Source organism: Variovorax guangxiensis, assembly GCF_003952165.1.
Lineage (GTDB): Bacteria > Pseudomonadota > Gammaproteobacteria > Burkholderiales > Burkholderiaceae_C > Variovorax > Variovorax guangxiensis.
Genome location: NZ_RXFT01000022.1, coordinates 15,528 through 39,307 on the forward strand (window position 1 = coordinate 15,528; position 23,780 = coordinate 39,307).

A 23,780-nucleotide genomic window follows, 5' to 3' on the forward strand; every position below is an offset into this window, starting at 1 on the left:
ACCATGAACCCCAGATACCGCGGCATCTTCCCGGTGGTGCCCACCACCTTCACCGAACAGGGCGCGCTCGATCTCGAAAGCCAGAAGCGCTGCGTCGACTTCATGATCGACGCGGGCTCGGACGGGCTCTGCATCCTTGCGAACTTCTCGGAGCAGTTCGTGCTGTCCGACGAGGAGCGCGAGGTGCTGACCCGCACCATCCTCGAACACGTGAAGGGCCGCGTGCCGGTGATCGTGACCACCACGCACTACAGCACCAAGGTCTGCGCCGAGCGCAGCCGCCGTGCGCAGGACATGGGCGCCGCGATGCTGATGGTGATGCCGCCGTATCACGGCGCGACCTTCCGCGTGCCCGAGCCGCAGATCTACGAGTTCTACGCGCGGCTGTCGGACGCTGTGGGCATTCCGATCATGATCCAGGACGCGCCGGCCAGCGGCACGGTGCTGTCGGCGCCGTTCCTCGCGCGCATGGCGAAGGAGATCGAGCAGGTGGCGTACTTCAAGATCGAGACGCCCGGCGCCGCATCGAAGCTGCGGGAGCTGATCCGCCTGGGCGGCGACGCCATCGAGGGACCGTGGGATGGCGAGGAGGCCATCACGCTGATGCCTGACCTCGATGCCGGTGCGACCGGATCGATGACGGGGGGCGGCTATCCGGACGGCATCCGCCCGATCATCGAGGCGCACCGCTCGGGCGACCGCGACAAGGCCTTCGCGCTCTACCAGCAGTGGCTGCCGCTCATCAACTACGAGAACCGCCAGGCAGGGCTGCTGGCCTGCAAGTCATTGATGAAGGAGGGCGGTGTGATCGCCTGCGAGGCGCCCCGCCACCCCCTGCCGGCCATGCACCCCGACACGCGTGCCGGCCTGATCGAGACCGCAAGGCGACTCGATCCGATGGTGCTGCGTTGGGGGAAGTGAAGAGAAAAGAGAAGAGGGGTGGGAAGGAAGCCGGGGCCGCTCAGGCCTTGGCTTCGGGTGCGTTCTTCCTGGGTTCGCTGCTCTTTTCGAGTTCGCTGACCTGCAGCGACAGATCGAACAGCTTGGACTTGCTGGCGTAGTAGCGGTCGAGGCGCCACTCCTTCAGGATGTCCATGGCGAGCTGGAAGCTCTTGTAGTCGAGTTCGTAGAGGGTGATGAGTTCGAAGCTTCGTTCGGACTCCAGAGCCAGCACGAGCTGGGCCAGGATCTTGGCCGAATCGTTGGCCGGGTCCGTTTCGATGAATCGGCGAGCGACCTTGATGGCATTCATGAAAAAGAGTTCCTCGGTAGGCAGGGACCGGGAACTATAGCTAGCACGCCGCGGCGTTTTGTGACAGAAATATGACATTAGGGGCATCGCCTTCCCGGGGGAAATGGCGATGCCCCTGTGTGGAAAGACTGCTAGATCAACGGATGGGCGCCGGCATGGGCCGGGGCATCGGCATCGGTTGCGGCATGGGCTGCGGCATCGGCTGGGGTGCCATGGCCGGCGGGGGCACCGGAACCATGGTGGTGGTGACCGACTCGCGGATCACGCCGCCGCCCATCACGCTGCCGTCGACGTTGGCCGTGGTGTTGCCGCTGCTGCCGAGCACGCGGGCTTCACAGGCCGGGCGGTCGGCAGGCTGCTGCAGGCCGCAGCGGGCGAGCGCGTTGGCGCGGTAGTCGGGGGCGCTGGTCAGGCCGCCGCGTGCCGCGGCCTGGCGCGCGGCGCCGGCTTCGCGGATGCAGGCGGCACGATCCTGCTGGTTGTGGCCGCAGACGGCCAGTTCCTGTTGGTAGGTGCTGGACGATTCACCGCGCTGCGGCGGTGCGGCCGAAGCGGCTGCGGAAACCGTGAGTGCCCCGACGGCGAACATGGAGAAGAGCATCGAACGCGGGTTGCTTTTCATGGATGACTCCTTGAGGTGAGCTGGATAACCAGGAGAGATTGGACCGCCCGTATCTGGGCGGGTTCATTCGATTCAGCGCGCCGGCACTGTCTGCGGCGGCAGGGGCGTCACGGTCTCGCGGATCACGCCGCCGCCCATCACGCTGCCTTCGGTAGTGGTGCGCGGACCGCCCTTGATGCGCGCTTCGCAGGCCGGTTGCTCGGCTGCGGGCAGTTCGCTGCAGCGGGCCAGCGAATTGACCTGCTCGCGCGCGGGGCTGGGGCTGGTCAGGCCGCCGCGGGCTGCTTCCTGGCGCGCGGCTCCGGCTTCGCGCAGGCAGGCGGCACGGTCTTGCTGGACGCCGTCACAGGTGGCGCGCTCCTTCTGCAGGCGGGCGTCGCTGCCCGGCGCCTGCGCGCTGGCCGTCTGCGCGCCGAAGACGATGAAGCCACCGGCGGCGAAGGCGGCCGTGGCGGAAAGAGCGGAACGAAGGGTTTTTCTCATGCGGGCTCCTCTGTGAAGGCACGCCCTCCAGGAGGTGCGTGACTGGAGCCCCAGTGTGCTGTGGGAGGCGGCCGGCGGTCTGTGGGACAGCCGCACGCCGCCAACCGGGCCGGACGCGCCCCAGCGTGTGGGACATGTCCGGCAAGCGCGGCTTCAGCCTGCTGCGATCCGTTGGGCCAGGTGAGCGAGCGCTTCCTCGACCTGGTCGACCAGGATCAGCGAGAGATCGCCCGGCTGCAGGCGCGCCAGCGCGGCGTCGATGGCCACGAACTCGCCGCGGATCTCGTCGATGTAGCGCGTGCGGGCCGCGCCCTGCAGGCCCTGGCGCAGCAGCGCCATGACTTCGCCGTCGGCGCGGCCGCGCTGCGCCGCGTCCTGGTAGAGGATCACGTCGTCGAAGGCCTGGCCGAGGATGGCCGTCTGGTCGCGGATGTCGGAGTCGCGCCGGTCGCCCGCGCCGCTGATGACCACCGAGCGCTTCTTCGCCGGCATGGTGTCCACGGCCGACACCAGCGCGCGCATGGCGTCGGTGTTGTGGCCGTAGTCGGCGATCACGGTCGCGCCGCGGTAGTCCATGACGTTGAAGCGCCCGGGCACGCCGGCCGCGTCGTTCATGAAGCTCGCGAGGCCGCTGCGGATGGTGTCCCAGTCGAGGCCCACGCCCCAGGCCGCGGCCACGGCGGCCATCACGTTGTCGACCTGGAAGCCGATGCTGCCGCCGCGCGTGATGGGTACGTCGCGCAGCGGAATGCGTTCGCGCCACGAGCCTTCGGCGGCCACCAGCGTGTCCTGGTCGACGTACACCGTGCGCTTGCCCTGCGCGCGGTGCGTGGCCATCACAGGATGCATGCGGTCGGCGGTGAAGAAGATCACGTTGCCGGGGCAGCCTGCCGCCATGGCGGCGACGTTGACGTCGGCCGCGTTGAGCACCGCGTAGCCGTCGGGCGCCACGTTGCGCACGATCACGCGCTTGAGCACCGCCAGGTCTTCCACGGTGGTGATGTAGTTCAGGCCCAGGTGGTCGCCGCTGCCGATGTTGGTGACCACCGCCACCTGGCAGCGGTCGAAGCCGAGGCCCTCGCGCAGGATGCCGCCGCGCGCCACTTCGAACACTGCCGCGTCGACGTCGGGGTGCATCAGCACGTTGCGCGCGCTCTTGGGGCCGCTGCAGTCGCCGCTGTCGGTCTGGCGGCCGTCGACGTACACGCCGTCGGTGTTGGTCATGCCGGTGCGCAGGCCGCTCGATGCGAGCAGGTGGTTGATCAGGCGCGCGGTGGTGGTCTTGCCGTTGGTGCCCGTGACGGCCACCACGGGAACGCGGCCGTCGTCGCCGTGGGCGAAGAGGGTGTCCATGACCGCCTCGCCGACCGCGCGGCCGCGGCCGAACGACGGCGAGATGTGCATGCGCAGTCCGGGCGCGGCATTTACCTCCACCACGCCGCCGTGCTGCTCCTCGAGCGGGCGCAGCACGTTCTCGCAGACCATGTCGACGCCGCAGATGTGCAGGCCGACCATCTGCGCCGCGTCGATGGCGCGCGCCGCGACTTCGGGGTGCACGGTGTCGGTCACGTCGGTGGCGGTGCCGCCGGTGGACAGGTTGGCGTTGTTGCGCAGCACCACGCGCTGGCCGCGCGCGGGCACGCTGTCGGGCGTGAGGCCCTGCGATTCGAGCCGGCCGATGGCGATGTCGTCCAGGCGGATCTTGGTGAGCGAGGTGGCGTGGCCCTCGCCGCGGCGCGGGTCGAGGTTCACGGTGTCGACCAGCTGGCGCACGGTGGAGCTGCCGTCGCCGATGACCTGCGGCGGATCGCGGCGCGCGGCGGCCACGAGGCGGTCGCCCACCACCAGCAGGCGGAAGTCGAAGCCGGGCAGGAACTTCTCGACCATCACCTCGCCGTAGACGGCGGCCGACTCGTAGGCCGCGAACAGTTCCTCGCGCGAGTTGATGTTGACCGTGACGCCCTTGCCCTGGTTGCCGTCCTGCGGCTTCACCACGACCGGCAGGCCGATCTCGTTGGCGGCGGCCCAGCCGTCTTCCGCGCTGCTCACGGGGCGGCCCAGCGGCACCGGCACGCCGGCGGCGTTGAGCAGCTGCTTCGTCAGTTCCTTGTCCTGCGCGATCGACTCGGCCACGCCGCTGGTGCTGTCGACTTCGGCGGCCTGGATGCGGCGCTGCTTGGAACCCCAGCCGAACTGCACCAGGCTGCCGCGCGTGAGGCGGCGGTACGGAATGCCGCGCGCCACGGCCGCATCGACGATGGAGCCGGTGCTCGGGCCCAGGCGCTCCGACTCGTCGAGGTCGCGCAGTTCGGCGATGGCGGCTTCGGCATCGAAGGGCGTGTCGTTCTGGGCGGCGACGATCAGCTCCTCGGCGAGCTCGGCGGCGCGGCGGCCCACGGCCTCCTCGCTGTACTGGAACACGACCTGGTAGACGCCTTCTTCCACGGTGGGGGAGGTGTGGCCGAAGTTGACCGCGCAGCCGGCCTGCGCCTGCAGCGCGACCGCGGCGTTCTCCAGCACGTGGGCCAGCGCCAGCGGCTGGCCCAGCACCATCGGGTGCAGCTCGCCGATGGTCGGGAAGCGCGCGCGCAGGCGGTCTTCGAAGCCGCTCAGCTTGCTGATGGCGTTCTCGTCGCCCTGGCAGGCCACGACCGCCTCGATGGCGGTATGGCGGCTCCAGAGATTGGGCCCGCGAAGGGCTCGGGTGCGGGTGACTTTCATGGGGCTGCGGGAGCTCGTACGGTCTGCCAGGCCTGCGGCCTCAGGCAAGTTGGGGTTGGAGAGGCTGGGTCTGCGAGAGCTGCAGCGAGGCCAGCGCGGCCTGCAGGTCGGCCTCGAAGGCTTCGACGCCTGCGCCGATCAGGTTCAGCGGAATGCCCATGGCCCAGGCCGCGGCCACGGCGGCCAGCAGGCTTTCGAGGCTCACGCCGGCATGCGTGGCGCGCCACACGGTCAGGCGGCCGAGGCCCGGCAGGAACGATTCGCTGCTGCCGTTGGCCAGCACCACGCGGTCCTGCCGGACCAGCACGGCCTTGCCGCCGGCGGTCTGGTGCGCCGTGAGCGCGGGAGCCTGCGCGTCGGCCGAATAGAGGATGACGGCGCCGTCGCACAGCGGCGCGAGACCGGCGACGCGCGGGTCGGCGGCGTTCAGCACGGCCGTGCCCTCGGGCAGCACCACGTCGACCTGCGTGCGCAGCACCTTGACCATCTGGTCGCTCTCGGTGATGTCGTAGTCCGCCAGTGCCTCGCAGCCTTCGAGGTCGGTGACGATGCCGACTTCGCAGCGGTCGTACGGGAGACCGTCGCGCAGGATGGTCTCGGCGCCGTTCTCGATCACCACGGCCTGCACGGCGCGGTTCACCAGCAGGCGGTGGCCCGCTTCCCAGTTGGCGCTGTCGCGTGCGTCGACGCGGCGGCGCTCGAGGAACAGCCCGTCGCGGCAGGCCAGGCCGGTGTGGCGCCCGCCCAGGTTGATGAGCCATGCCACCAGGCGCGCCAGCACGGCGGTGTCGCGCGAGCCGGCCACGCCGACCACGGGAATGCGCCCGGGCGCGTCGTTGGGAAACAGGTGGTCGCAGATCGCGCGGCCCACCGGGCGCGGCGAGCCGACGGCCGGCTTCAGGTGCATCAGCAGGCCGGGGCCGGCGTTGACCTCGACGATCGCGCCGCCCTGCGGGCCGAGCGGCCTGGAAATGTCCTGCGCCACGAGGTCGATGCCGGCGATGTCCAGGCCCACCACGCGGGCGGCCAGCACGGCGGCGTGCGCCACCTCGGGATGCACCAGGTCGGTGCAATCGTTGGCCATGTTGCCGTTGCGCTGGATCGTGACCACGCGGCCGGCGGCGGGCACGGCGTCGGCGCTCAGGTCCTGGCGCTTGAGCTCGAGCTGCAGCTTGGCATCGGTGTCGATCAGGATCACGTCGAGCGGGAATTCTTCCTCGGCGCCGCGGCGTGGGTCGCTGTTGAGCTGCTTTTCGATGAGCTCGCGCACGCTGGCCTGGCCGTCGCCGGTCACGGTGATGATCTCGCCGCGCGCGGCCGCCACCACCTCGCCGCCCACCACCAGCAGGCGGTGCTCGTGGCCGCGGATGAAGCGCTCGACCATCACGTCGCTGCCCTCGGGCTCGGCGACCGCGAAGGCGGCCATGACTTCCTCGCGGGTCGTCAGCTCGAGCGACACGCCGCGGCCGTGGTTGGCATCCGATGGCTTCACGACCACGGGCAGGCCGATGTCCTCGGCGGCTTCCCAGGCTTCCTCGGCGTCGGCGACCACCTGGCCTTCGGGCACGGGCACGCCGCAGCTCGCGAGCAGCGACTTGGTCAGTTCCTTGTCGCTGGCGATGGATTCGCCGATGGCGCTGGTGTAGTCGGTCTCGGCGGTCCAGATGCGCTGCTGGTTGGCGCCGTAGCCCAGCTGCACGAGGTTGCCGCTGTTCAGGCGCATGTGGGGAATGCCGCGGTCGGTGGCGGCGGCCACGATGGCGGCGGTGCTCGGGCCGAGGTAGCAGTCTTCGACCTTGGCCTTGACCGCGTCGACGGCCTTCTGCACGTCGGCGGCGGTGAACGGATCGTTGTTGATGGCCGCCATCAGCAGGCGGTGGCCCTCGGCCAGCGCCACGCGCGCGACCTGCTCGTCACGCGCGCGGAACACCATGCGGTAGACGCCATGCTCCGAGGTGCTGCGGGTCTGGCCGAAGCCGGTCGGCATGCCGGCCAGGTTCAGCAACTCGATGACGACGTGCTCCAGCACATGGCCCGACCAGGTGCCTTCGGTCAGGCGCTGGATGAAGCCGCCGCGCTCGCCGACGCCGCAGTGGTGCTCGATGAGCGCCGGCAGCAGGGCGGTCAGGCGGTCGGTGAAACCGTCGATCTTGTTGGAGGGGAAGTCTTCGAGCTGGCCCAGGTCGAGCCAGACTTCGAGTACGGGACGGTAGGTCCAGAGATTGGGGCCGCGCAAATAATTGATGCGCAGCAGTCGGATGTCGTCGAAACGGGTCATGCAAACGTTCGATGTGCTTTGGCCGAGCACCACGGCGCCTTCAAGCGCACCCATGGCTATCGGTCAGAATCGGCGCCCGACCTGGGGCGCCATGACGCGGTCCAAGAGGCCCGCGACGGGCAAGAGTCAAAGAAACACAATGCAACATCACGATCCAGTCGGCACCCGGGAGGGCGAAACAGAAGCGGCATCAGCGCAAGCACTGAAAAACCGCCTCGCAGTCGCGGAAAACGTTCTGGTAACACTGACGGTTGACCTCGACGACCAACTTCGCTTCGCTTCCGGCCTAGTCGCCCTGACTGACCGGAAGCTGATTTCGCTCGATCCCGATGGGACTTGGCGTGAGTGGCCGCTAACCGATGCGGCCTTGGAAATGCGCGTTTCCGACCACGCAGGCGTCGGCACCCTCGACCTGGCGGGTCCCGCCGGACGGCTCGCACGGTGGCGCTATACCCTGGCCGGACAGGTCGCGGCGCTGCGGCTGATGAAGCTGTTCGGCCAGCGCATGGCGGGCGGTGTCGCCAAGGAGACACCCGAGGCCGTGGAGACTGCCGAGGGCGAGGATTCCACCGACGCCGAACTCCAGACCCCGCCCTCCACCTGGGTGCTGCTGCGCCTCGGCCGCTTCGCCAAGCCCTACCGCAAGCAGCTGATCGCGGGGTTCTTCCTGACCCTGTTCTCGACCGCCGCGACGCTGGTGCCGCCCTACCTGACCATTCCGCTGATGGACGACATCCTGATTCCGTTCCAGAACGGGCAGAAGATCGATTCCATGCGCGTGGGCCTGTACCTGGGCGGCCTGCTGATCGCGGCGCTGGTCGGCTGGGGGCTGGGCTGGGCGCGCACCTACCTGCTGGCGCTGGTGTCCGAGCGCATCGGCGCCGACCTGCGCACCACCACCTACGAGCACCTGCTGACCCTGCCGCTGGACTACTTCGGCGGCAAGCGCACCGGCGACCTGATGGCGCGCATCGGCTCCGAAACCGACCGCATCAACGTCTTCCTGTCGCTGCACGCGCTCGATTTCGCCAACGACGTGCTGATGATCGTGATGACCGCGGTCATCCTGATCTCCATCAACCCGCTGCTGGCGGTGGTCACGCTGGTGCCGCTGCCCTTCATCGCCTGGATGATCCACGTCGTGCGCGACCGCCTGCGCACCGGCTTCGAGAAGATCGACCGCGTCTGGTCCGAAGTGACCAACGTGCTGGCCGACACCATTCCCGGCATCCGCGTGGTGAAGGCCTTCGCGCAGGAGCGCCGCGAGGCCGAGCGCTTCCGCGTCGCCAACGCCTACAACCTGCAGGTCAACGACAAGCTCAACCGCACCTGGTCGCTGTTCACGCCGACCGTGTCGCTGCTCACCGAAATCGGCCTGCTCGTGGTCTGGGCCTTCGGCATCTGGCAGGTGGCGCGCGGAAGCATCACGGTGGGTGTGCTCACCGCCTTCATCGCGTACATCGGGCGCTTCTATACCCGGCTCGACTCCATGAGCCGCATCGTCTCGGTCACGCAGAAGGCCGCGGCGGGCGCCAAGCGCATCTTCGACATCCTCGACCACGTGAGCAACGTGCCCGAGCCGGCCAACCCGGTGAAGGTGGAGCGGGTGCAGGGCCGCATCGACATGAGCGGACTGGGCTTCCGCTACGGCTCGCGCGCGGTCATCCACGACCTCGACCTGACCATCGAGCCCGGCGAGATGATCGGCCTCGTGGGGCACAGCGGCTCGGGCAAGAGCACGCTGGTCAACCTGATCTGCCGCTTCTACGACGTGACCGACGGCGCCATCAAGGTCGACGGCACCGACATCCGCCGCTTCGCCGTGGCCGACTACCGCCGGCACGTGGGGCTGGTGTTGCAGGAGCCGTTCCTGTTCTTCGGCACCATCGCGCAGAACATCGCCTACGGCAAGCCCGATGCCACGCGCGAGGAAATCGTGGCCGCCGCGCGCGCCGCGCATGCGCACGACTTCATCCTGCGCCTGCCGCACGGCTACGACTCGCTGGTGGGCGAGCGCGGCCAGGGCCTGTCGGGCGGAGAACGCCAGCGCATCAGCATCGCGCGCGCGCTGCTGATCGACCCGCGCATCCTGATCCTCGACGAGGCAACCTCGGCCGTGGACACCGAGACCGAGAAGGAAATCCAGAAGGCGCTCGACAACCTCGTGCAGGGCCGCACCACCATCGCCATCGCGCACCGCCTGTCGACGCTGCGCAAGGCCGACCGCCTCGTGGTCATGGACCGCGGCGAGGTGGTCGAGGTCGGCCCGCACGACGCCCTGATGGCGAAGCAGGGCGCCTACTGGCGGCTCTACCAGGCGCAGCTGCGCCAGGGCGATGACGACGCGAGCGAAGGCGCCGCCGACGAGCGCGCCAGCGCGCAGGCGCCGCTGGCTATCAGCCACGCGGCTCATCCGGCGGGGGACGCATGACCGACCACAACACGCCATCTTTCGAACTCGAACGCGATGCCTTCGGCCGCCTCGTGCTGACCGATACACAGGGCGAGCGCCACGTCGGCATCGTGCCCGTGCGGGCCTTTCCGCTGAGCGCGCCCGGCCACGGCATCTCGCTGGTCGGCAGCGAAGGGCGCGAGCTGGTCTGGATCGACAGCGTCGAGCAGCTGCCGGCGCAGGCCAAGGCGCTGCTCGAGGAAGACCTCGCGGTGCGCGACTTCGCGCCCACGCTGCTGAAGCTGCACGGCGTGTCGAGCTTCGGCGTTCCCAGCACCTGGACCATCAGCACCGACCGCGGCGAGACCAGCTTCGTGCTCAAGGCCGAGGAGGACATCCGCCGGCTCGAAGGCGGCGCGCTGCTGATCGCAAGCGCGCATGGCGTGCAGTTCCGCATCCCCGACGTGAAGACGCTGGACCGGGCGTCGCGCAAGCTGCTGGAGCGTTTCCTCTAGATACTGGCGCCATGGGCAGGCGCCGTGAGCAGCCTGCGAAAATCGCCTCTTTGGATTGCGGCGGCACGCACCGCCGCCGACGGATATGCCCCTGCACACCACCGCCCTCGTCCTGTTCTCCGGCGGCCAGGATTCGACCACCTGCCTCGCCGATGCGCTCTCGAAGTACGAGCGCGTCGAAACCCTGGGCTTCGACTACGGGCAGCGCCACCGCGTCGAGCTCGACGTGCGCGGCACCATCCTCGCGAAGATGCGCGAGCGCTTTCCCGACTGGGCGCCGCGCCTGGGCGAAGACCACGTGCTCACGCTCGCGGCCCTGGCGCAGCTGGGCGGCTCCTCGCTCACGGAAGAAGTCGCCTTCGCCATGCAGGCCGACGGCCTGCCCAACACCTTCGTGCCCGGGCGCAACCTGCTTTTTCTCACGCTCGCCGGCGCGCTGGCCTACCGGCGCGGGCTGCAGGTGATCGTCACCGGTGTCTGCGAGACCGACTTCTCGGGCTACCCCGACTGCCGCGACGACACCATGAAGGCGATGCAGCTCGCGCTCTCGCTCGGGCTGGAGCGCCGCCTGGTCATCGAGACGCCGCTCATGTGGATCGACAAGGCCGAGACATGGCAACTGGCGCACCGCCTGGGCGGCAGGCCGCTGGTCGACCTGATCGTCGACGAGACGCATACCTGCTACCTGGGCGATCGCGTGCACCGCCAGGACTGGGGCTACGGCTGCGGCGAATGCCCCGCCTGCGAGCTGCGCAGGAAGGGCTGGGAGCGCTACGTGGCCGCTGCCGTGCCGGCCGACGAGGGCACGACCTCCACGCGATAGCGGGCGGCCGCTCCGTCTGCCTCGGGTACCAGCGTCCACCGCTGGCTGTGGAACTCGCCCACGGCAGCACGATGGGCCACGGACACCATCGCGCCACCGCTCGCGCGCACCATCTCGGACAGCCGTTGGTAGAGCGTGCGCTCCGCCGGCGCGTCGAGCGCGCTGCTGATCTCGTCGGCGAAGACCCAGCGTGGCTTCTTCAGCAGCACGCGCGCGATGGCCAGCCGCTGCTGTTCGCCGCCGGAGAGCTTCTGGCTCCAGGCGTCGCTGTCGTCCAGTCGATCTGCGAATTGGGGCAGCAGCGCATCGCGCAGCGCCTCGCGCAGTTGCGCGTCGCTGTACCTGGCTGCATCGTCCGGATAGGCCAGCGCAACGCGCAGGGGCCCGTCGGGCATGTAGGGGCGCTGGGGCACGAACATCGCATCGGACGGCACCTGCACGCGTCCCCGCGCGAACGGCCAGATGCCGGCGAAAGCGCGGAACAGGGTCGACTTGCCGCTGCCGGACGGCCCTTGCACGAGGACGCTGTCGCCGGCCTTCGCCGAGAGCGCCGCGTTCACGAGCAGCGGCGTGCCGTTCGGCAGGCTGAGCGACAGTCCGTCGGTTTGAAGCTCGGGAGCTTCGCTGCGCTCCAGGGGATGTTCCTGCGCGGCGCGGGCCCGGATCGCATCGTCGAAGCTCGTGAGACGGTCGGTGGTTGCGCGCCATACGGCCACGCTGTCGTAGTTGTCGACGAACCAGCTCAGCGAATCCTGCACCTTGCCGAAGGCGGACGAAATCTGCATCAGCTGCCCGAGCTGGATCGCGCCGCTGAAGAAGCGCGGCGCCGCGACCACGAAGGGAAAGATCACCGCAGCCTGGCCGAAGAAGGCGGTGAAGGTCACGAGATTCTTCTGCTGCTTGATGAGCTGGAGGTAGTTGCGAAGCACGGCGCCGAAGCGCAGGTCGAGCTGGCCGTGCTCCACCTTCTCGCCGCGGTCGAGAGCGATGGCCTCGCTGTACTCGCGCACGCGCACGAGGTGGTGGCGGAAGTCGGCCTCGAAGCGCTGCTGGCGGAAGTTCAGCCCGATCAGCGGCCGACCGATGTAGTGGGTGATGATGGTGCCGACCACGCAGTAGGCCAGCGCAAGCCAGACCATCGCGCCCGCGACCTGGTAGGTGGTGCCGCTGAGCGAGAACTCGGTGGTTCCCGAGAGGCCCCAGAGAATGCCGACGAAGCTCACCAGCGTGACCACGGCGTTCAGCAGGCCCATCGACAGGGTCATCGTGGCGCTGGTGAACAGCTGCATGTCTTCCTGGATGCGCTGGTCGGGGTTGTCGGGCGTCGTGCCTTCCTTGCCGGCGTAGCGTGCCAGTTCCATCTCGTAGAAGGTGCGGTTCGCCATCCAGCGACCGAGATAGTTGCGCGTGATCCATGCGCGCCAGCGCAGCTGCAGCAGCTGCGTCACGTAGAACTTGAGCACCTGCAGCGCGATGTTGAAGAAGGCCAGCACGAGAAACACGCGGATCTCGCGCCAGAACACCGTCACATCCTTGTTCTGGAGGCCGTCGTAGAAGCGGCCGTACCACTGATTGAAAAGCACCAGCGCATACACATAGGCCAGGTTGAGTGCCACGATGGCGGCGAACATGCTTCGCGCCCGCCATTTCTCCTCCGACTGGAAATAAGGCGCCGCAAGCCTGAAAACACGGCGCAGCACCTGGATGAACGAGCCAGCGCGAGCTGTGACTGATAGAGACATTCGGTTTCCTCGCAGGCGCTCGCGCGCCGGTCATGGTGAGGAGACCATCGTAGACAAATGTTTCTTAAACCGGCCTGAAACCGGCGTCGGCCCTCGAAAAGAGTTCGTCAGCGCAAAAGCACGCGTGCGGCCGTCGTCAGGAAATGGGCCAGCGGTGGTGTCTGCAGGCCCTTGACCTTCGCTTCCTCGTCCCATTGCCGCAGCCGAACCGCGTCACCGGCCCACTGATGGGTGGCGAAGCGCTGGGCGGCTTCGGCGTCCATCACGCCGCCCTGCAGGGCAAGGCTGCGCACGGAATCAGGAGAAAGCCTGGAGAAATAGTCGGGCTGGGTGGCGCAGAGGTAGCGCTTGGCATCCACGTGCAGCCGGATCGGCTCGCGCACCTCGACGTCGAAGGCGCCGCGCAGCAGGGGCAGGGCGATGTACTGGTGCCGATCGTCGATGCCCAGCTGAGTGGGAGAGTGCGAAAGCGTCTGGTGCTCGGCGATCAGCAGGTGGCCCAGGTCGTGAAGCAGCGCGGCCGTGACCAGCGAATCGCTCGCGCCGGCCTGCTCGGCGAGCCAGGCGCATTGCAGCGCATGCTCCAGCTGCGACACAGGCTCGCCCGCGTACGCGATTCCGCCGCGTTCGGCGAACAGGCGGGCGATCTCGGCGAGGTCGAGTGTCATGGGAGTGGAGCGCAGCGGGCGACGCGAAAACACAGGGCAATAAGTCCGCGAGTCTGCCGCGCCACGGTGACATGCGGATGACGAAGCCGTTGCAGGGCCGCCCGGAGTCGCCAATTTCAGCGTGATTTTGGGGATTTGGGTTTTTTTGAGGCATCTGACAAATCACTGTCACATGCCGCTGCCAGCATCGCCCCCATTCGTTGCCCGGTGGAATTTGCGTACTTTCGCTTGCCCGTTCGCGGTTCCGCCTGGCCTCCCTTCTTTCTCCCGTTCTCCACTTCTTTCTCCCGAGGAACCTCTCCATGCTGCATCGTTCCATCCGCTGGGCTGCCCTGCCGGCCGCTCTGCTCTCGCTGGCCTTCGCCGCCTCGGCCCAGGGCCGTACCGAGCTGCTGGTCTACACCGCGCTCGAGGCCGACCAGGTCCAGGCCTACAAGGCCGCCTTCGAAAAGGAGAACCCGAGCATCGAGCTGAAGTTCGTGCGCGACTCCACCGGCATCGTCACCGCCAAGCTGCTCGCCGAAAAGGCCAACCCGCAGGCCGACGTGGTCTGGGGCCTGGCCGCCACCTCGCTGATGCTGCTCGACAAGGAAGGCATGCTCCAGCCCTACGCGCCCAAGGGCCTGGACGCCGTCAAGTCCAACATGCGCGATCCGGCCAACCCGCCCAAGTGGGTCGGCATGGACGTGTGGTCCTCGGCCATCTGCTTCAACACCGCCGAAGCGCAGAAGAAGAACCTGCCCAAGCCCACCAGCTGGGCCGACCTGACCAATCCGGTCTACAAGGGCCAGATCACCATGCCCAACCCGGCCGCCTCTGGCACGGGCTACCTGATGGTGTCGGGCTGGATCCAGATGATGGGTGAAGAAAAAGCGTGGAAGTACATGGACGCGCTGCACCAGAACATCGGCATCTACAGCCAGTCGGGCAGCAAGCCCTGCCGCCAGGCCGGCGCCGGCGAGTTCGCGCTGGGCATGTCCTTCGAATACCGCGCCAACAAGACCAAGCGCGACGGCGCACCCATCGACATCGTGCTGCCCAAGGAAGGCCTGGGCTGGGACATGGAAGCCACCGGCATCATCAAGACCAGCAAGAAGCAGGAAGCCGCCAAGGCGCTGGCCGACTGGGCCGTGACGAAGCAGGCCAACGAGCTCTACGCCAAGAACTTCGCCGTGCTCGCGCTGCCGGGCATCCAGGAGAAGCTCGAATTCGTGCCGGGCGACGTCGAGAAGCTGCTGGCCAAGAACGACTTCAACTGGGCCGCCGCCAACCGCGAGCGCATCCTGACGGAGTGGTCGAAGCGCTACGAATCGAAGTCGGAAAAGAAGCCGATGTGACTTGAATACGGACAGCCGAACGCAGAAGGAAGACAAAAGAGCGCAAAGGTCGCAGAAGGAAGCCCATTGGCTGGCTATTCCCTTTTGAAGACTTCTGTGACCTTCGCGAAACCTTCGCGTCCTCTGCGTTCTGTACCCGCATTCCACCCCGTTCGACATTGATATGAGCTTCCTTTCCCTGCGCGGCATCCAGAAATCCTTCGGCGCGACCCGCGTGCTCGACGGCATCGACCTCGACATCGAGCCCGGCGAGTTCGTGTGCCTGCTCGGCCCTTCGGGTTGCGGCAAGACCACACTGCTGCGCATCGTCTGCGGCATCGAGCGTGCCGACAGCGGCCAGATCCTGCTCGGCGGCCAGGACATCGCGGGCCTGCCGCCCGCGGCGCGCGGCTTCGGCGTGGTGTTCCAGTCGTACGCGCTGTTTCCCAACCTGACGGCCGCGCAGAACATCGCCTACGGCCTGCATCCCACGGGCGCGCTGGCCCGCGAGATGGCCAAGCGCTCGCGCGAGATGCTCGACCTGGTCGGGCTGGCCGCGCATGCCGACAGGTACCCGGTGCAGCTCTCCGGCGGCCAGCAGCAGCGCATCGCGCTGGCACGCGCGCTCGCGCCCAACCCGCGCCTGCTGCTGCTCGACGAGCCGCTCTCCGCGCTCGACGCGCAGGTGCGCGCCACGCTGCGCAGCGAAATCCGCGCGCTGCAGAAGCGCCTGGGCATCGTCACCATCATGGTCACGCACGACCAGGAAGAAGCCCTCTCGATGGCCGACCGGGTGGTGCTCATGCACAACGGCCGCATCGAGCAGGCCGGCACGCCCGACGAGCTCTATCGCCAACCGCGCACCTGCTTCGTGGCCGGCTTCGTGGGCCGCATGAACATGCTGCCCGCCACCGTGCTGGCCGACGGCAAGGTGCGTGTGCGCGACAGCGAACTGCTGTGCGCGCCCGGCAACCTCAGCATCGGTTCACAGGCGACCGTGGGCATCCGTCCCGAACACGTGGTGGTGAAGCGCTTCGGCACCGAGCTCGGCGCCAACAGCTTCGCGGCGCGCCTGCTCGACACCGAGTTCTTCGGCAACCGCACCTCCGCCCGCCTGGCCTGCGAGCCGCTGGGCATCGAGATCGAGGCCGAACTGCCCGCCGACGCCCGCAGCGGCGGCGATGAGCCGCTGGTGCCCAGCAGCATGGTGCACATCCAGCTGCCATTGAACGCGCTGTCCGTCCTGGCGCATTGAGCATGAGCAGTTCTCCCGACGCCATCGCCGTCGCGCCGGTGGTGGCGACGCGCCGCAGCGCGTTCGACCGCGAGCGCTGGCTGACCGGCGTTGCCGTGCTGCTGGTCGTGCTGCTGCTGGTGGTGATCGTCGCGCTGCCGGTCGGTGCGCTGGTCGGCCAGAGCTTCTTCGACCGCGAGGGAGCCTTCGTCGGCCTCGCCAATTTCGCGCGCTACTTCGAGAACCCGGCGCTGGTGCAGTCGGCATTCAACAGCGTGGGGCTCGCGGCGATCAGCGCGGTGATCTGCACCGCCATCGCCTACGTGTATGCCTACGGGCTGACGCTGTCGTGCATGCCGGCCAAGGGCTTGCTGCGCGCCGTGGCGCTGATGCCGCTGCTCGCGCCTTCGCTGCTGCCCGCGATCAGCCTCGTCTACCTGTTCGGCAACCAGGGCCTCTTCAAGGGGCTGCTGGGCGACCTCTCCATCTACGGCCCGCTGGGCATCGTGCTCGGCTCGGTGTTCTGGACGCTCCCGCACGCGCTGCTGATCCTCACCACCGCCATGGCCACCTCCGACGGCCGGCTCTACGAGGCCGCGCAGACGCTGGGCGCCTCGCGCTGGCGAATCTTCCGCACGGTGACCCTACCTTCCTCGCGCTACGGCCTCATCGTGGCCGCGATGGTGGTGTTCGTGCTGGTCGTCACCGACTTCGGCGTGCCGAAGGTGGTGGGCGGCCAGACGGGCGTGCTCGCCACCGACATCTACAAGCAGGTGGTCGGCCAGCAGAACTTCCAGATGGGCGCGGTGGTCGGCCTGGTGCTGCTGATTCCCGCGGTGCTGTCCTTCCTCGTCGAGCGGCATGTGCGCGGCAAGCAGGCCGCGGCGCTGTCGGCGCGCGCCACGCCCTACCAGCCGGAGCCCGTGAAGTCGCGCGACCGCGCGCTGCTGGCGTTCTGTGTGCTCACGGCCGGCGCCATCCTAGTGATGATCGGCATGGCGGTGTTCGCGTCGCTCGCCACCTACTGGCCCTACAACCTCGTGCCGTCTTTCAAAAACTACGACTTCGGCAACATGGACGGCGGCGGCTGGGGCAGCTACTTCAACTCGCTGCGCATGGCCATCTGCGCGGCGGTGGCGGGCGCGCTCGTCACCTTCGTGTCGGCCTACTTCGTCGAGAAGCCGCGCCACTTCGGCCTGCTGCGCGAGCTGCTCAACCTGCTGGCCAACCTGCCGCTCGCGGTGCCGGGGCTGGTACTGGGCGTGGGCTACATCTTCTTCTTCATCTCGCCGTCGAACCCGCTGCGTGCCATCTACGGCAGCATGACCATCCTCGTGGTCTGCACGGTGGCGCATTTCTTCTCGGTGGCGCACCTCACCTCGCTCACCGCGCTGCGCCAGCTCGACCGCGAATACGAGCTGGTGTCGGAGTCGATGGGCGTGCCGTTCTGGCGCACGCTGTGGCGCGTGCACCTGCCGGTGGCGCTGCCCACCGTGCTCAACGTGGGCGGCTATTTCTTCGTGAACGCGATGACCACCGTGTCGGCCGTCGTGTTCCTCTATTCGCCGCAAACCACGCTCGCCGCCATCGCCGTGCTCAACATGGACGACGCCGGCGACGTGGCGCCCGCCGCCGCCATGGCCTCGCTGATCATGCTCACCGCCGCCATCGGCCGGGGCCTGTTCGCGCTGGCGGGGCAATGGGCACTCAAGCGCACCCAGACCTGGAGACATCGTTGACAAGCGCAATCCCGCAAGCAAAGAACCCCGACAGCTTCGACCTCATCGTGGTCGGCGCCGGCATCGTCGGACTGGCCCATGCCTACACCGCCGTGCAGCGCGGCCTCAAGGTCTGCGTGATCGAGCGCGACACCGCCGCCATCGGCGCGTCGATCCGCAACTTCGGCTTCATCACCATCACCGGCCAGGCGCCGGGCGACATGTGGCGCCGCGCCATGCATGCCCGTGGCGTGTGGAACGAGGTCGCACCGCAGGCCGGCATCGATGTCGTGCACCGCAACCTCTGGCTCGCGGCCTATCGCCCCGAGGCGCACGACGTGCTCGAAGCCTTCATGCGCACGCCGATGGGCAAGGGCTGTGAGCTGCTCGATGCCGCCGACGCGCAGGCCAGGGCGCCTGCGCTGAGTCTTGCCGATGCGCGCTCGGTGCTCTTCAGCCCGCACGAGCTGCGCGTCGAATCGCGCACCGCCATCGGCCTGCTCACGAAGTGGCTGGCCGAGGCGCACGGCGTGACCTTCCGCTTCGGCGAAGCCGTGCACGAGGTGGAAACCCCGCGCGTGCGCACCTCGCGCGGCACGCTGCACGCCGAGCGCGTGGTGGTCTGCACCAACACAGATCTGCATGGCCTCTTCGCCGAACGCATCGCCGAGCAGAAGCTCACGCTGTGCCGGCTGCAGATGCTGCGCGTGAAGCCGGAGGCGGGTTTCCGCCTGCCGGGTTCGGTGATGATGGACCTCAGCCTCGTGCGCTACGAGGGCTACAGCACGCTGTCCGAAGCCGCCGCGCTGCGCGAGCGCCTGCAGCAGGAAGAGGCCGCGTCGCTCGCGCACGGCATCCACCTGATCGTGGTGCAGAGCGCCGACGGCTCGCTGGTGGTCGGCGACTCGCACCACTACGCCGACGCGCCGGAGCCCTTTGCGATGGAAGAGGTCGACCAGCTCATCCTGCGCCACCTGCGCAGCACGCTGAACCTCGAGGCCGCGCAGATCACCGAGCGCTGGACCGGCGTGTACCCGTCGTCGAAGACCACGCCCTGCGTGATCGACGCGCCCGACGACGCCACGCGGCTGGTGGTGGTCACCAGCGGCAGCGGCGCGAGCACGGGCTTCGGCATCGCGCACGACGTCTTCAACGCCTGGTGAGACCGGCAAAAAGGCCATCACCGTTCGCTATCCTTCTTCCAGAGACACACACACCCGCCGCCATGAACGCCCACAACCACTCCCAACTCAAGGCCGTCGTCTTCGACTGGGCCGGCACCATCCTCGACTTCGGCTCCTGCGCGCCCATGGGCGCCTTCGTGAAGCTGTTCGAGCAGTTCGGCGTCGACATCACCATCGCCGAGGCGCGCGGCCCGATGGGCATGGCCAAGTGGGACCACATCAAGGCGCTGGGCACGCTGCCGCGCATCGCCGCGCAATGGGAAGCGAAGCACGGCCACGCCTTCAGCGACGCAGATGTCGACAGGCTCTATGAAGTGTTCACGCCGATGAACGCGGCCAGCGCACGCGACCATGCCGATTTCATTCCCGGCGCGCTCGAAGCCGTGAAGGCGGCGCGCGACCGGGGCCTGAAGATCGGCTCCACCACGGGCTACAACCGCCCGATCATGGAGGTGGTCGTGCCCATCGCCGCGGCCGGTGGCTACTCGCCCGACAACCTCGTATGCGCCGGCGACCTCGCAGAGGGCCGCCCGTCGCCGCTCATGATGTACCGCTGCTTCGCCGACCTCGGCGTGTGGCCGCCGCACACCGTGGTGAAGGTCGACGACACCGGCGTCGGCCTGCAGGAAGGCCTCAACGCCGGCACCTGGGCCGTGGGCCTCGCGGTCAGCGGCAACGCCAACGGCCTCACGCTGGCCGAATGGCAGGCGCTCGACGAAGCGCAGCAGCAGGAGCGCCGCGCCCGCGCCACTGCCGACCTCGAAGCCACCGGTGCGCACTATGTGATCGACAGCGTGGCCGACCTGCCGCAGGTACTGGAAGACATCGAGCGCCGCCTGCAGCGCGGCGAGCGGCCAGCAGCCGCCGCGGCCACTGCCGCCTGAGCGCTGGAGAGAAAGCGGCAGCGTCCGACTTGACGCGCCGCGGCGCGGGCCTAGCATGGCCCGCATGCGAAGCACAGCCTTTGTCCTTCTCTTCTGCCTCGGCCTGCTGACGGCCGCGTGCGACGAAAAGCCGACGAAGCCGGGCGTGCCCACGCCGAAGGCTTTGGCGAGCCTTGTCGCTCCGGCGGCCTACGCGCACTGAGGTAAAGCCGCGCCCGAGGTGGCTCACTGCGCCACCTGGTTCCGCGCGTGTCTTGGGTTTTCGCACCGCGGGGTATCCTCGCCGCGGAGAGAAGAATGAAGACAAGCGAGACAAACATCCACCAGCCCGACTCCCGCTACGCCATGGTCCGCCTGGGCCTCACGCTGCTGATCATGACCGTCGGCAGCAGCGGCATGTACGTGGTGTCGGTGATGCTGCCCGCCGTGCAGGCCGAGTTCGGCATCGCGCGCGCCGACGCCTCTCTGCCCTACACGCTGCTGATGCTGGGCTTCGGTTTCGGCGGCGTGCTGATGGGCAAGCTGGCCGACCGCATCGGCGTGATGAAGCCGCTGCTGATGGGCGCGGTCTTCCTGGGGGCGGGCTACGTCGCCACGGGTTTCTCCGGTGGCATCGTCAGCTTCACGATGGCGCAGGCGCTGCTGGTCGGCCTGCTCGGCAGCTCGGTGGCCTTCGCGCCTCTGGTGGCAGACACCTCGCTGTGGTTCGTCAAGCGGCGCGGCATCGCGGTGGCGGTGTGCGCCAGCGGCAATTACCTGGCGGGCGCGGTGTGGCCGCCGATCGCGCAGCACTTCGTGGAAACCGTCGGCTGGCGCCAGACCTACATCGGCATGGGCATCTTCTGCGGCGTGACGATGGCGCTGCTGGCCATGTTCTTCCGCGCGCGGCCGCCCGCGCTGGCAGAAGCCGTTTCCGTGAATTCCGCCTCGGGCATCACGGCGCCGGTGCGCGACATGACCCGCCCCTTCGGCCTGAGCATGGGCGCGGCGCAGAGCCTGCTGTGCATTGCCGGCGTGGCCTGCTGCGTGGCGATGGCGATGCCGCAGGTGCACATCGTGGCCTACTGCGGCGACCTGGGCTACGGCCCCGCGCAGGGCGCGATCATGCTGTCGCTGATGCTGGGCTTCGGCATCGTGAGCCGGCTGGTGTCGGGTGCCATCTGCGACCGCATCGGCGGGCTGCGCACGCTGCTGCTGGGCGGCGTGCTGCAGTGCGTGGCGCTGCTGCTGTTCCTGCCCTTCGACGGGCTGATGCCGCTCTACGTGATCTCGGCGCTCTTCGGCCTCTTCCAGGGAGGCATCGTGCCGTCGTACGCGATCATCGTGCGCGAGCACTTTCCGCCGAAGGAAGCGGGCGGGCGGGTGGGCACGGTGCTGATGTTCACGCTCTTCGGCATGGCGCTGGGCGGATGGATGTCGGGCAAGGTGTTCGACCTCACCGGCAGCTACCACGCGGCCTTCATCAACGGCATCGGCTGGAACCTGGTGAACGTGAGCATCGCGAGCTTCCTGCTGTTCAGGACGCTTCGGCGATCAGGCGGCCGAGTGTTCGCATTGCCTGCTCGCTGACCGTGTCCCACGGGTGGCCGTAGTTGAGCCGCAGGCAGTTGGCGAAGGCGCGCGTGGCCGAGAAGATCGGACCCGGCGCGACGCTGATGCCGAGTTCCAGCGCCTTGCGGTGGATCTCCAGCGCGTTCGCACCCGCCGGTAGTTCTACCCAGAGGAAGTACCCGCCCAGCGGCCGCGTCGCGCGCGTGCCTTCCGGAAAGTAGTGCCCCACGGCCTGCGCGAAGGTGGCCTGCTGCATCGCCAGCGTCTGGCGCAGCTTGCGCAGGTGCCTGTCGAGCCCGCCTTTCTCCAGGTAGCCCGCGAGCGCCAGCTGTGCCGGCGCCGAGGTGCTCAGCGTGCTCGACAGCTTCTGCCGTGCGACCTTGCGTGCGAAGCGTCCGGCCGAGGTCCAGCCGATGCGATAGCCCGGAGCCAGGCATTTCGAGAACGACGAGCAGTGCAGCACCAGCCCCTGCGTGTCGAAGGCCTTGGCCGGCGGTGGGCGGCGTTCGCCGAAGTACAGCTCGGCGTACACGTCGTCCTCGATCAGCGGCAGGCCATGACGCGCGAGCAGTTCCACCAGTGCCTTCTTCTTCGCGTCGGGCATCAGGCTGCCCAGCGGGTTCTGGAAGGTGGTCATGAGCCAGCAGGCGGCCGGCTTGTGTGCCGCGATGGCCTGCTCCAGCGCCTCCAGGTCGATGCCGTCGCCCGGATGCGTCGGCACCTCGACGGCGCGCAGGCCCATGCGTTCCAGCGCCTGCAATGCCGCGTAGAAGGTGGGCGATTCGACGATCACCGCATCGCCCGGCCGCGTCACCGCCGAGAGGCAGAGGTTGAGCGCCTCCAGCGCGCCGTTGGTGATGACGATCTCGTCGGCCGGCACCTGCATGCCGTCGGCCAGGTAGCGCAGCGCGATCTGCCGGCGCAGCGCCGCGCTGCCGGGCGTGAGGTCGTCCACCGTGCTCCACGGGTCGAGCGACCTGGCACTGGCGGCCATGAACTGTCCCAGCCGCGCCAGCGGAAACAGCAGCGGGCTCGGAAAGGCCGAGCCGAAGGGCACGACCTTGCGCGACATGCTGGCCTCGAGGATGTCGAACACCTGGTCGCTCACGTCCAGCGACTTCGGCCCGCCGGCGGGGCGCGAGGTGAGGGTGGATTCGGGCGGTGCGTCTCGCAGCCCGCCGCCGGCGACGTAGTAGCCCGAGCGGTCGCGCGCCCGCACCAGGCCGCGCGCCTCGAGCAGGTAATAGGCCTCGAACACGGTCGACGCACTCACCCCCCGGCTCTGGCCGGTGTGGCGCACCGAGGGCAGGCGGTCGCCGGTTTTCAGGGTGCCGTTGCGGATCGAGGCCTCGATGTCGGCGGCCAGGGCTTCGTACCTTTTCATCGGCTCATTGCAGGATTCGTTGTTCGGGGCACTTTATCTGCACCGGTCAATTGGAGCGAATCTGCATCTGTTTTTTCTGGCCGGGCTGGTCCACACTCAACCCCATGTCGAATCTCTTGCGCGCGTTGCGCGCCGTTCTCTGGAGTTTCATCGGGCTGGGTGGCCGACGCGCCGACGCCGAAAGCCGCACCTCGCAGGTCGGCATCCTGCCGCTCATCGGCGTGGCGCTGGTGATGGTGCTGCTGCTGATCGCGGGGCTGGTCACGCTGGCGCATCTCGCCGCCGGCACATGAGGCGCGCGCTCAGGCTCCTCGCGCTCGGGCTGCTGCTCGCCGTGCAGGGCATGGCGGGCGCGGCAACGCCCAGCACTCCGGCCACCGTGCCCGACACCATCGAGCAGCGCGTAGCCGCCTGCATCGCCTGCCACGGTCGCGAGGGCGCGACCACCAACGCCGGCTACTTTCCGCGCCTGGCGGGCAAGCCGGCCGGCTACCTGTTCAACCAGCTCGTGAGTTTTCGCGATGGGCGCCGCTTCAACACCGACATGGCCTACATGGTGCAGCACCTGTCGGACGCCTACCTGCGCGAGATGGCCGAATACTTCGCCGGGCTGCAGCTGCCTTACCCGCCCGTTTCCCCCGTGAGCGATGCGACGCCCGAGCAGTTGCAGCGCGGCCGCCAACTCGTGCGCGAGGGCGATGCGGCGCGCGGCATTCCGGCCTGCGTGCAGTGCCACGGCGCGGCGCTCACGGGCGTGCAGCCGGCCATTCCGGGGCTGCTGGGGCTCCCGCGGCTGTACGTGTCGTCGCAGCTCGGCGCCTGGCTCACCAACGAGCGGCATGCGATGGCGCCCGACTGCATGGCCGATATCGGCCGGCGCATGAGCACCGCCGACATCAATGCCGTCGCGAGTTGGCTCGCCGTGCAGCCGATGCCCGTCGACACGAAGCCCGCCGCCTCGCTGCCCGCACCGCTGCCGGTGAAGTGCGGCGGCATGCCTGCGAAGTGAGGGA

At 68.6% G+C, this 23,780-nt stretch carries 21 protein-coding genes; 13 read left to right on the forward strand and 8 right to left on the reverse strand.

Annotation, left to right across the window (positions count from 1 at the left end; all coding sequences use genetic code 11):
• Positions 1 to 3 precede the first annotated feature (3 nt).
• The gene (locus tag EJP67_RS31520; protein ID WP_126025650.1) at positions 4 to 921 is read left to right on the forward strand and encodes a dihydrodipicolinate synthase family protein; all 918 of its coding nucleotides are present in this window, start codon (positions 4 to 6) and stop codon (positions 919 to 921) included.
• Positions 922 to 961: 40 nt separating this feature from the next.
• Here EJP67_RS31520 and EJP67_RS31525 read toward each other — a convergent pair whose 3' ends face one another.
• From EJP67_RS31525 to EJP67_RS31545, 5 genes are all read right to left on the reverse strand, one after another.
• On the reverse strand, positions 962 to 1,252 hold the full coding sequence (locus EJP67_RS31525; RefSeq protein ID WP_126025651.1) for a hypothetical protein: 291 nt from the start codon (positions 1,250 to 1,252) through the stop codon (positions 962 to 964).
• A 136-nt stretch (positions 1,253 to 1,388) separates the two neighbouring features.
• Complete coding sequence (locus EJP67_RS31530; protein WP_126025652.1) at positions 1,389 to 1,874, reverse strand: hypothetical protein; 486 nt, start codon at positions 1,872 to 1,874, stop codon at positions 1,389 to 1,391.
• Between the two features lie 72 nt (positions 1,875 to 1,946).
• A complete protein-coding gene (locus tag EJP67_RS31535) occupies positions 1,947 to 2,357 on the reverse strand; it encodes a hypothetical protein (protein ID WP_126025653.1) in 411 nt (136 codons plus the stop codon).
• A 153-nt stretch (positions 2,358 to 2,510) separates the two neighbouring features.
• A complete protein-coding gene (gene cphA / locus EJP67_RS31540; RefSeq protein ID WP_126025654.1) occupies positions 2,511 to 5,078 on the reverse strand; it encodes a cyanophycin synthetase in 2,568 nt (855 codons plus the stop codon).
• A 40-nt stretch (positions 5,079 to 5,118) separates the two neighbouring features.
• Positions 5,119 to 7,356, reverse strand: coding sequence for a cyanophycin synthetase (locus tag EJP67_RS31545; RefSeq protein WP_240650841.1), 2,238 nt, complete (start codon positions 7,354 to 7,356; stop codon positions 5,119 to 5,121).
• 139 nt (positions 7,357 to 7,495) lie between these two features.
• Between EJP67_RS31545 and EJP67_RS31550 the strand changes: the two genes are divergently transcribed.
• The 3 genes from EJP67_RS31550 (at position 7,496) to queC (ending at position 11,086) form a co-directional block, all read left to right on the forward strand.
• On the forward strand, positions 7,496 to 9,787 hold the full coding sequence (locus tag EJP67_RS31550) for a cyanophycin metabolism-associated ABC transporter (protein ID WP_126025656.1): 2,292 nt from the start codon (positions 7,496 to 7,498) through the stop codon (positions 9,785 to 9,787).
• Positions 9,784 to 10,263, forward strand: a complete 480-nt coding sequence (locus EJP67_RS31555) for a cyanophycin metabolism-associated DUF1854 family protein (RefSeq protein ID WP_126025657.1) — start codon at positions 9,784 to 9,786, stop codon at positions 10,261 to 10,263. Before EJP67_RS31550 ends, EJP67_RS31555 begins: the two co-directional genes overlap by 4 nt.
• Positions 10,264 to 10,348: 85 nt before the next feature.
• Complete coding sequence (queC, locus tag EJP67_RS31560) at positions 10,349 to 11,086, forward strand: 7-cyano-7-deazaguanine synthase QueC (RefSeq protein ID WP_126025658.1); 738 nt, start codon at positions 10,349 to 10,351, stop codon at positions 11,084 to 11,086.
• Here queC and EJP67_RS31565 read toward each other — a convergent pair.
• Positions 11,035 to 12,828, reverse strand: a complete 1,794-nt coding sequence (locus EJP67_RS31565; RefSeq protein WP_126025659.1) for an ABC transporter ATP-binding protein/permease — start codon at positions 12,826 to 12,828, stop codon at positions 11,035 to 11,037. The genes queC and EJP67_RS31565 overlap by 52 nt on opposite strands.
• Before the next feature lie 107 nt (positions 12,829 to 12,935).
• On the reverse strand, positions 12,936 to 13,496 hold the full coding sequence (locus EJP67_RS31570) for a phosphonate degradation HD-domain oxygenase (protein ID WP_126025660.1): 561 nt from the start codon (positions 13,494 to 13,496) through the stop codon (positions 12,936 to 12,938).
• Positions 13,497 to 13,798: 302 nt separating this feature from the next.
• Between EJP67_RS31570 and EJP67_RS31575 the strand changes: the two genes are divergently transcribed.
• The 7 genes from EJP67_RS31575 to EJP67_RS31600 all read left to right on the forward strand — a co-directional run bounded on the left by EJP67_RS31575 (position 13,799) and on the right by EJP67_RS31600 (position 21,401).
• The gene (locus EJP67_RS31575; protein WP_126025661.1) at positions 13,799 to 14,833 is read left to right on the forward strand and encodes a putative 2-aminoethylphosphonate ABC transporter substrate-binding protein; all 1,035 of its coding nucleotides are present in this window, start codon (positions 13,799 to 13,801) and stop codon (positions 14,831 to 14,833) included.
• A 163-nt stretch (positions 14,834 to 14,996) separates the two neighbouring features.
• Positions 14,997 to 16,067: an ABC transporter ATP-binding protein gene (locus tag EJP67_RS31580; protein WP_126025662.1), complete on the forward strand. Its 1,071-nt coding sequence runs from the start codon at positions 14,997 to 14,999 to the stop codon at positions 16,065 to 16,067.
• 2 nt (positions 16,068 to 16,069) lie between these two features.
• A complete protein-coding gene (locus EJP67_RS31585; RefSeq protein ID WP_126025663.1) occupies positions 16,070 to 17,785 on the forward strand; it encodes a putative 2-aminoethylphosphonate ABC transporter permease subunit in 1,716 nt (571 codons plus the stop codon).
• Positions 17,782 to 18,927, forward strand: a complete 1,146-nt coding sequence (locus EJP67_RS31590; RefSeq protein WP_240650842.1) for a TIGR03364 family FAD-dependent oxidoreductase — start codon at positions 17,782 to 17,784, stop codon at positions 18,925 to 18,927. The genes EJP67_RS31585 and EJP67_RS31590 overlap by 4 nt, the downstream gene beginning before the upstream one ends.
• 62 nt (positions 18,928 to 18,989) lie before the next feature.
• Positions 18,990 to 19,832, forward strand: coding sequence for a phosphonoacetaldehyde hydrolase (gene phnX, locus EJP67_RS31595; protein ID WP_126025664.1), 843 nt, complete (start codon positions 18,990 to 18,992; stop codon positions 19,830 to 19,832).
• A 64-nt stretch (positions 19,833 to 19,896) separates the two neighbouring features.
• Positions 19,897 to 20,034: a hypothetical protein gene (locus EJP67_RS33770; protein ID WP_165909762.1), complete on the forward strand. Its 138-nt coding sequence runs from the start codon at positions 19,897 to 19,899 to the stop codon at positions 20,032 to 20,034.
• 95 nt (positions 20,035 to 20,129) lie between these two features.
• The gene (locus EJP67_RS31600) at positions 20,130 to 21,401 is read left to right on the forward strand and encodes an MFS transporter (RefSeq protein WP_126025665.1); all 1,272 of its coding nucleotides are present in this window, start codon (positions 20,130 to 20,132) and stop codon (positions 21,399 to 21,401) included.
• Here the strand turns inward: EJP67_RS31600 and EJP67_RS31605 are convergent.
• Positions 21,349 to 22,767 carry an aminotransferase-like domain-containing protein gene (locus EJP67_RS31605; protein ID WP_126025666.1) on the reverse strand — a complete coding sequence of 473 codons (1,419 nt, stop codon included), beginning with the start codon at positions 22,765 to 22,767 and terminating at the stop codon, positions 21,349 to 21,351. The two genes, EJP67_RS31600 and EJP67_RS31605, sit on opposite strands and share 53 nt — an antisense overlap.
• Positions 22,768 to 22,871: 104 nt before the next feature.
• Here EJP67_RS31605 and EJP67_RS31610 point away from each other — a divergent pair, with 104 nt between their 5' ends.
• Complete coding sequence (locus tag EJP67_RS31610) at positions 22,872 to 23,060, forward strand: DUF2970 domain-containing protein (protein ID WP_126025667.1); 189 nt, start codon at positions 22,872 to 22,874, stop codon at positions 23,058 to 23,060.
• The gene (locus EJP67_RS31615; protein ID WP_126025668.1) at positions 23,057 to 23,776 is read left to right on the forward strand and encodes a c-type cytochrome; all 720 of its coding nucleotides are present in this window, start codon (positions 23,057 to 23,059) and stop codon (positions 23,774 to 23,776) included. Before EJP67_RS31610 ends, EJP67_RS31615 begins: the two co-directional genes overlap by 4 nt.
• The last annotated feature ends 4 nt before the right edge of the window (positions 23,777 to 23,780 follow it).

Bases quoted from the DNA above. Each gene is read 5' to 3' on its own strand.
- EJP67_RS31520 (WP_126025650.1), top strand. From the start codon at position 4: ATGAACCCCAGATACCGCGGCATCTTCCCGGTGGTGCCCACCACCTTC.
- EJP67_RS31525 (WP_126025651.1), bottom strand. From the start codon at position 1,252: ATGAATGCCATCAAGGTCGCTCGCCGATTCATCGAAACGGACCCGGCC.
- EJP67_RS31530 (WP_126025652.1), bottom strand. From the start codon at position 1,874: ATGAAAAGCAACCCGCGTTCGATGCTCTTCTCCATGTTCGCCGTCGGG.
- EJP67_RS31535 (WP_126025653.1), bottom strand. From the start codon at position 2,357: ATGAGAAAAACCCTTCGTTCCGCTCTTTCCGCCACGGCCGCCTTCGCC.
- cphA (WP_126025654.1), bottom strand. From the start codon at position 5,078: ATGAAAGTCACCCGCACCCGAGCCCTTCGCGGGCCCAATCTCTGGAGC.
- EJP67_RS31545 (WP_240650841.1), bottom strand. From the start codon at position 7,356: ATGACCCGTTTCGACGACATCCGACTGCTGCGCATCAATTATTTGCGC.
- EJP67_RS31550 (WP_126025656.1), top strand. From the start codon at position 7,496: ATGCAACATCACGATCCAGTCGGCACCCGGGAGGGCGAAACAGAAGCG.
- EJP67_RS31555 (WP_126025657.1), top strand. From the start codon at position 9,784: ATGACCGACCACAACACGCCATCTTTCGAACTCGAACGCGATGCCTTC.
- queC (WP_126025658.1), top strand. From the start codon at position 10,349: ATGCCCCTGCACACCACCGCCCTCGTCCTGTTCTCCGGCGGCCAGGAT.
- EJP67_RS31565 (WP_126025659.1), bottom strand. From the start codon at position 12,828: ATGTCTCTATCAGTCACAGCTCGCGCTGGCTCGTTCATCCAGGTGCTG.
- EJP67_RS31570 (WP_126025660.1), bottom strand. From the start codon at position 13,496: ATGACACTCGACCTCGCCGAGATCGCCCGCCTGTTCGCCGAACGCGGC.
- EJP67_RS31575 (WP_126025661.1), top strand. From the start codon at position 13,799: ATGCTGCATCGTTCCATCCGCTGGGCTGCCCTGCCGGCCGCTCTGCTC.
- EJP67_RS31580 (WP_126025662.1), top strand. From the start codon at position 14,997: ATGAGCTTCCTTTCCCTGCGCGGCATCCAGAAATCCTTCGGCGCGACC.
- EJP67_RS31585 (WP_126025663.1), top strand. From the start codon at position 16,070: ATGAGCAGTTCTCCCGACGCCATCGCCGTCGCGCCGGTGGTGGCGACG.
- phnX (WP_126025664.1), top strand. From the start codon at position 18,990: ATGAACGCCCACAACCACTCCCAACTCAAGGCCGTCGTCTTCGACTGG.
- EJP67_RS33770 (WP_165909762.1), top strand. From the start codon at position 19,897: ATGCGAAGCACAGCCTTTGTCCTTCTCTTCTGCCTCGGCCTGCTGACG.
- EJP67_RS31600 (WP_126025665.1), top strand. From the start codon at position 20,130: ATGAAGACAAGCGAGACAAACATCCACCAGCCCGACTCCCGCTACGCC.
- EJP67_RS31605 (WP_126025666.1), bottom strand. From the start codon at position 22,767: ATGAAAAGGTACGAAGCCCTGGCCGCCGACATCGAGGCCTCGATCCGC.
- EJP67_RS31610 (WP_126025667.1), top strand. From the start codon at position 22,872: ATGTCGAATCTCTTGCGCGCGTTGCGCGCCGTTCTCTGGAGTTTCATC.
- EJP67_RS31615 (WP_126025668.1), top strand. From the start codon at position 23,057: ATGAGGCGCGCGCTCAGGCTCCTCGCGCTCGGGCTGCTGCTCGCCGTG.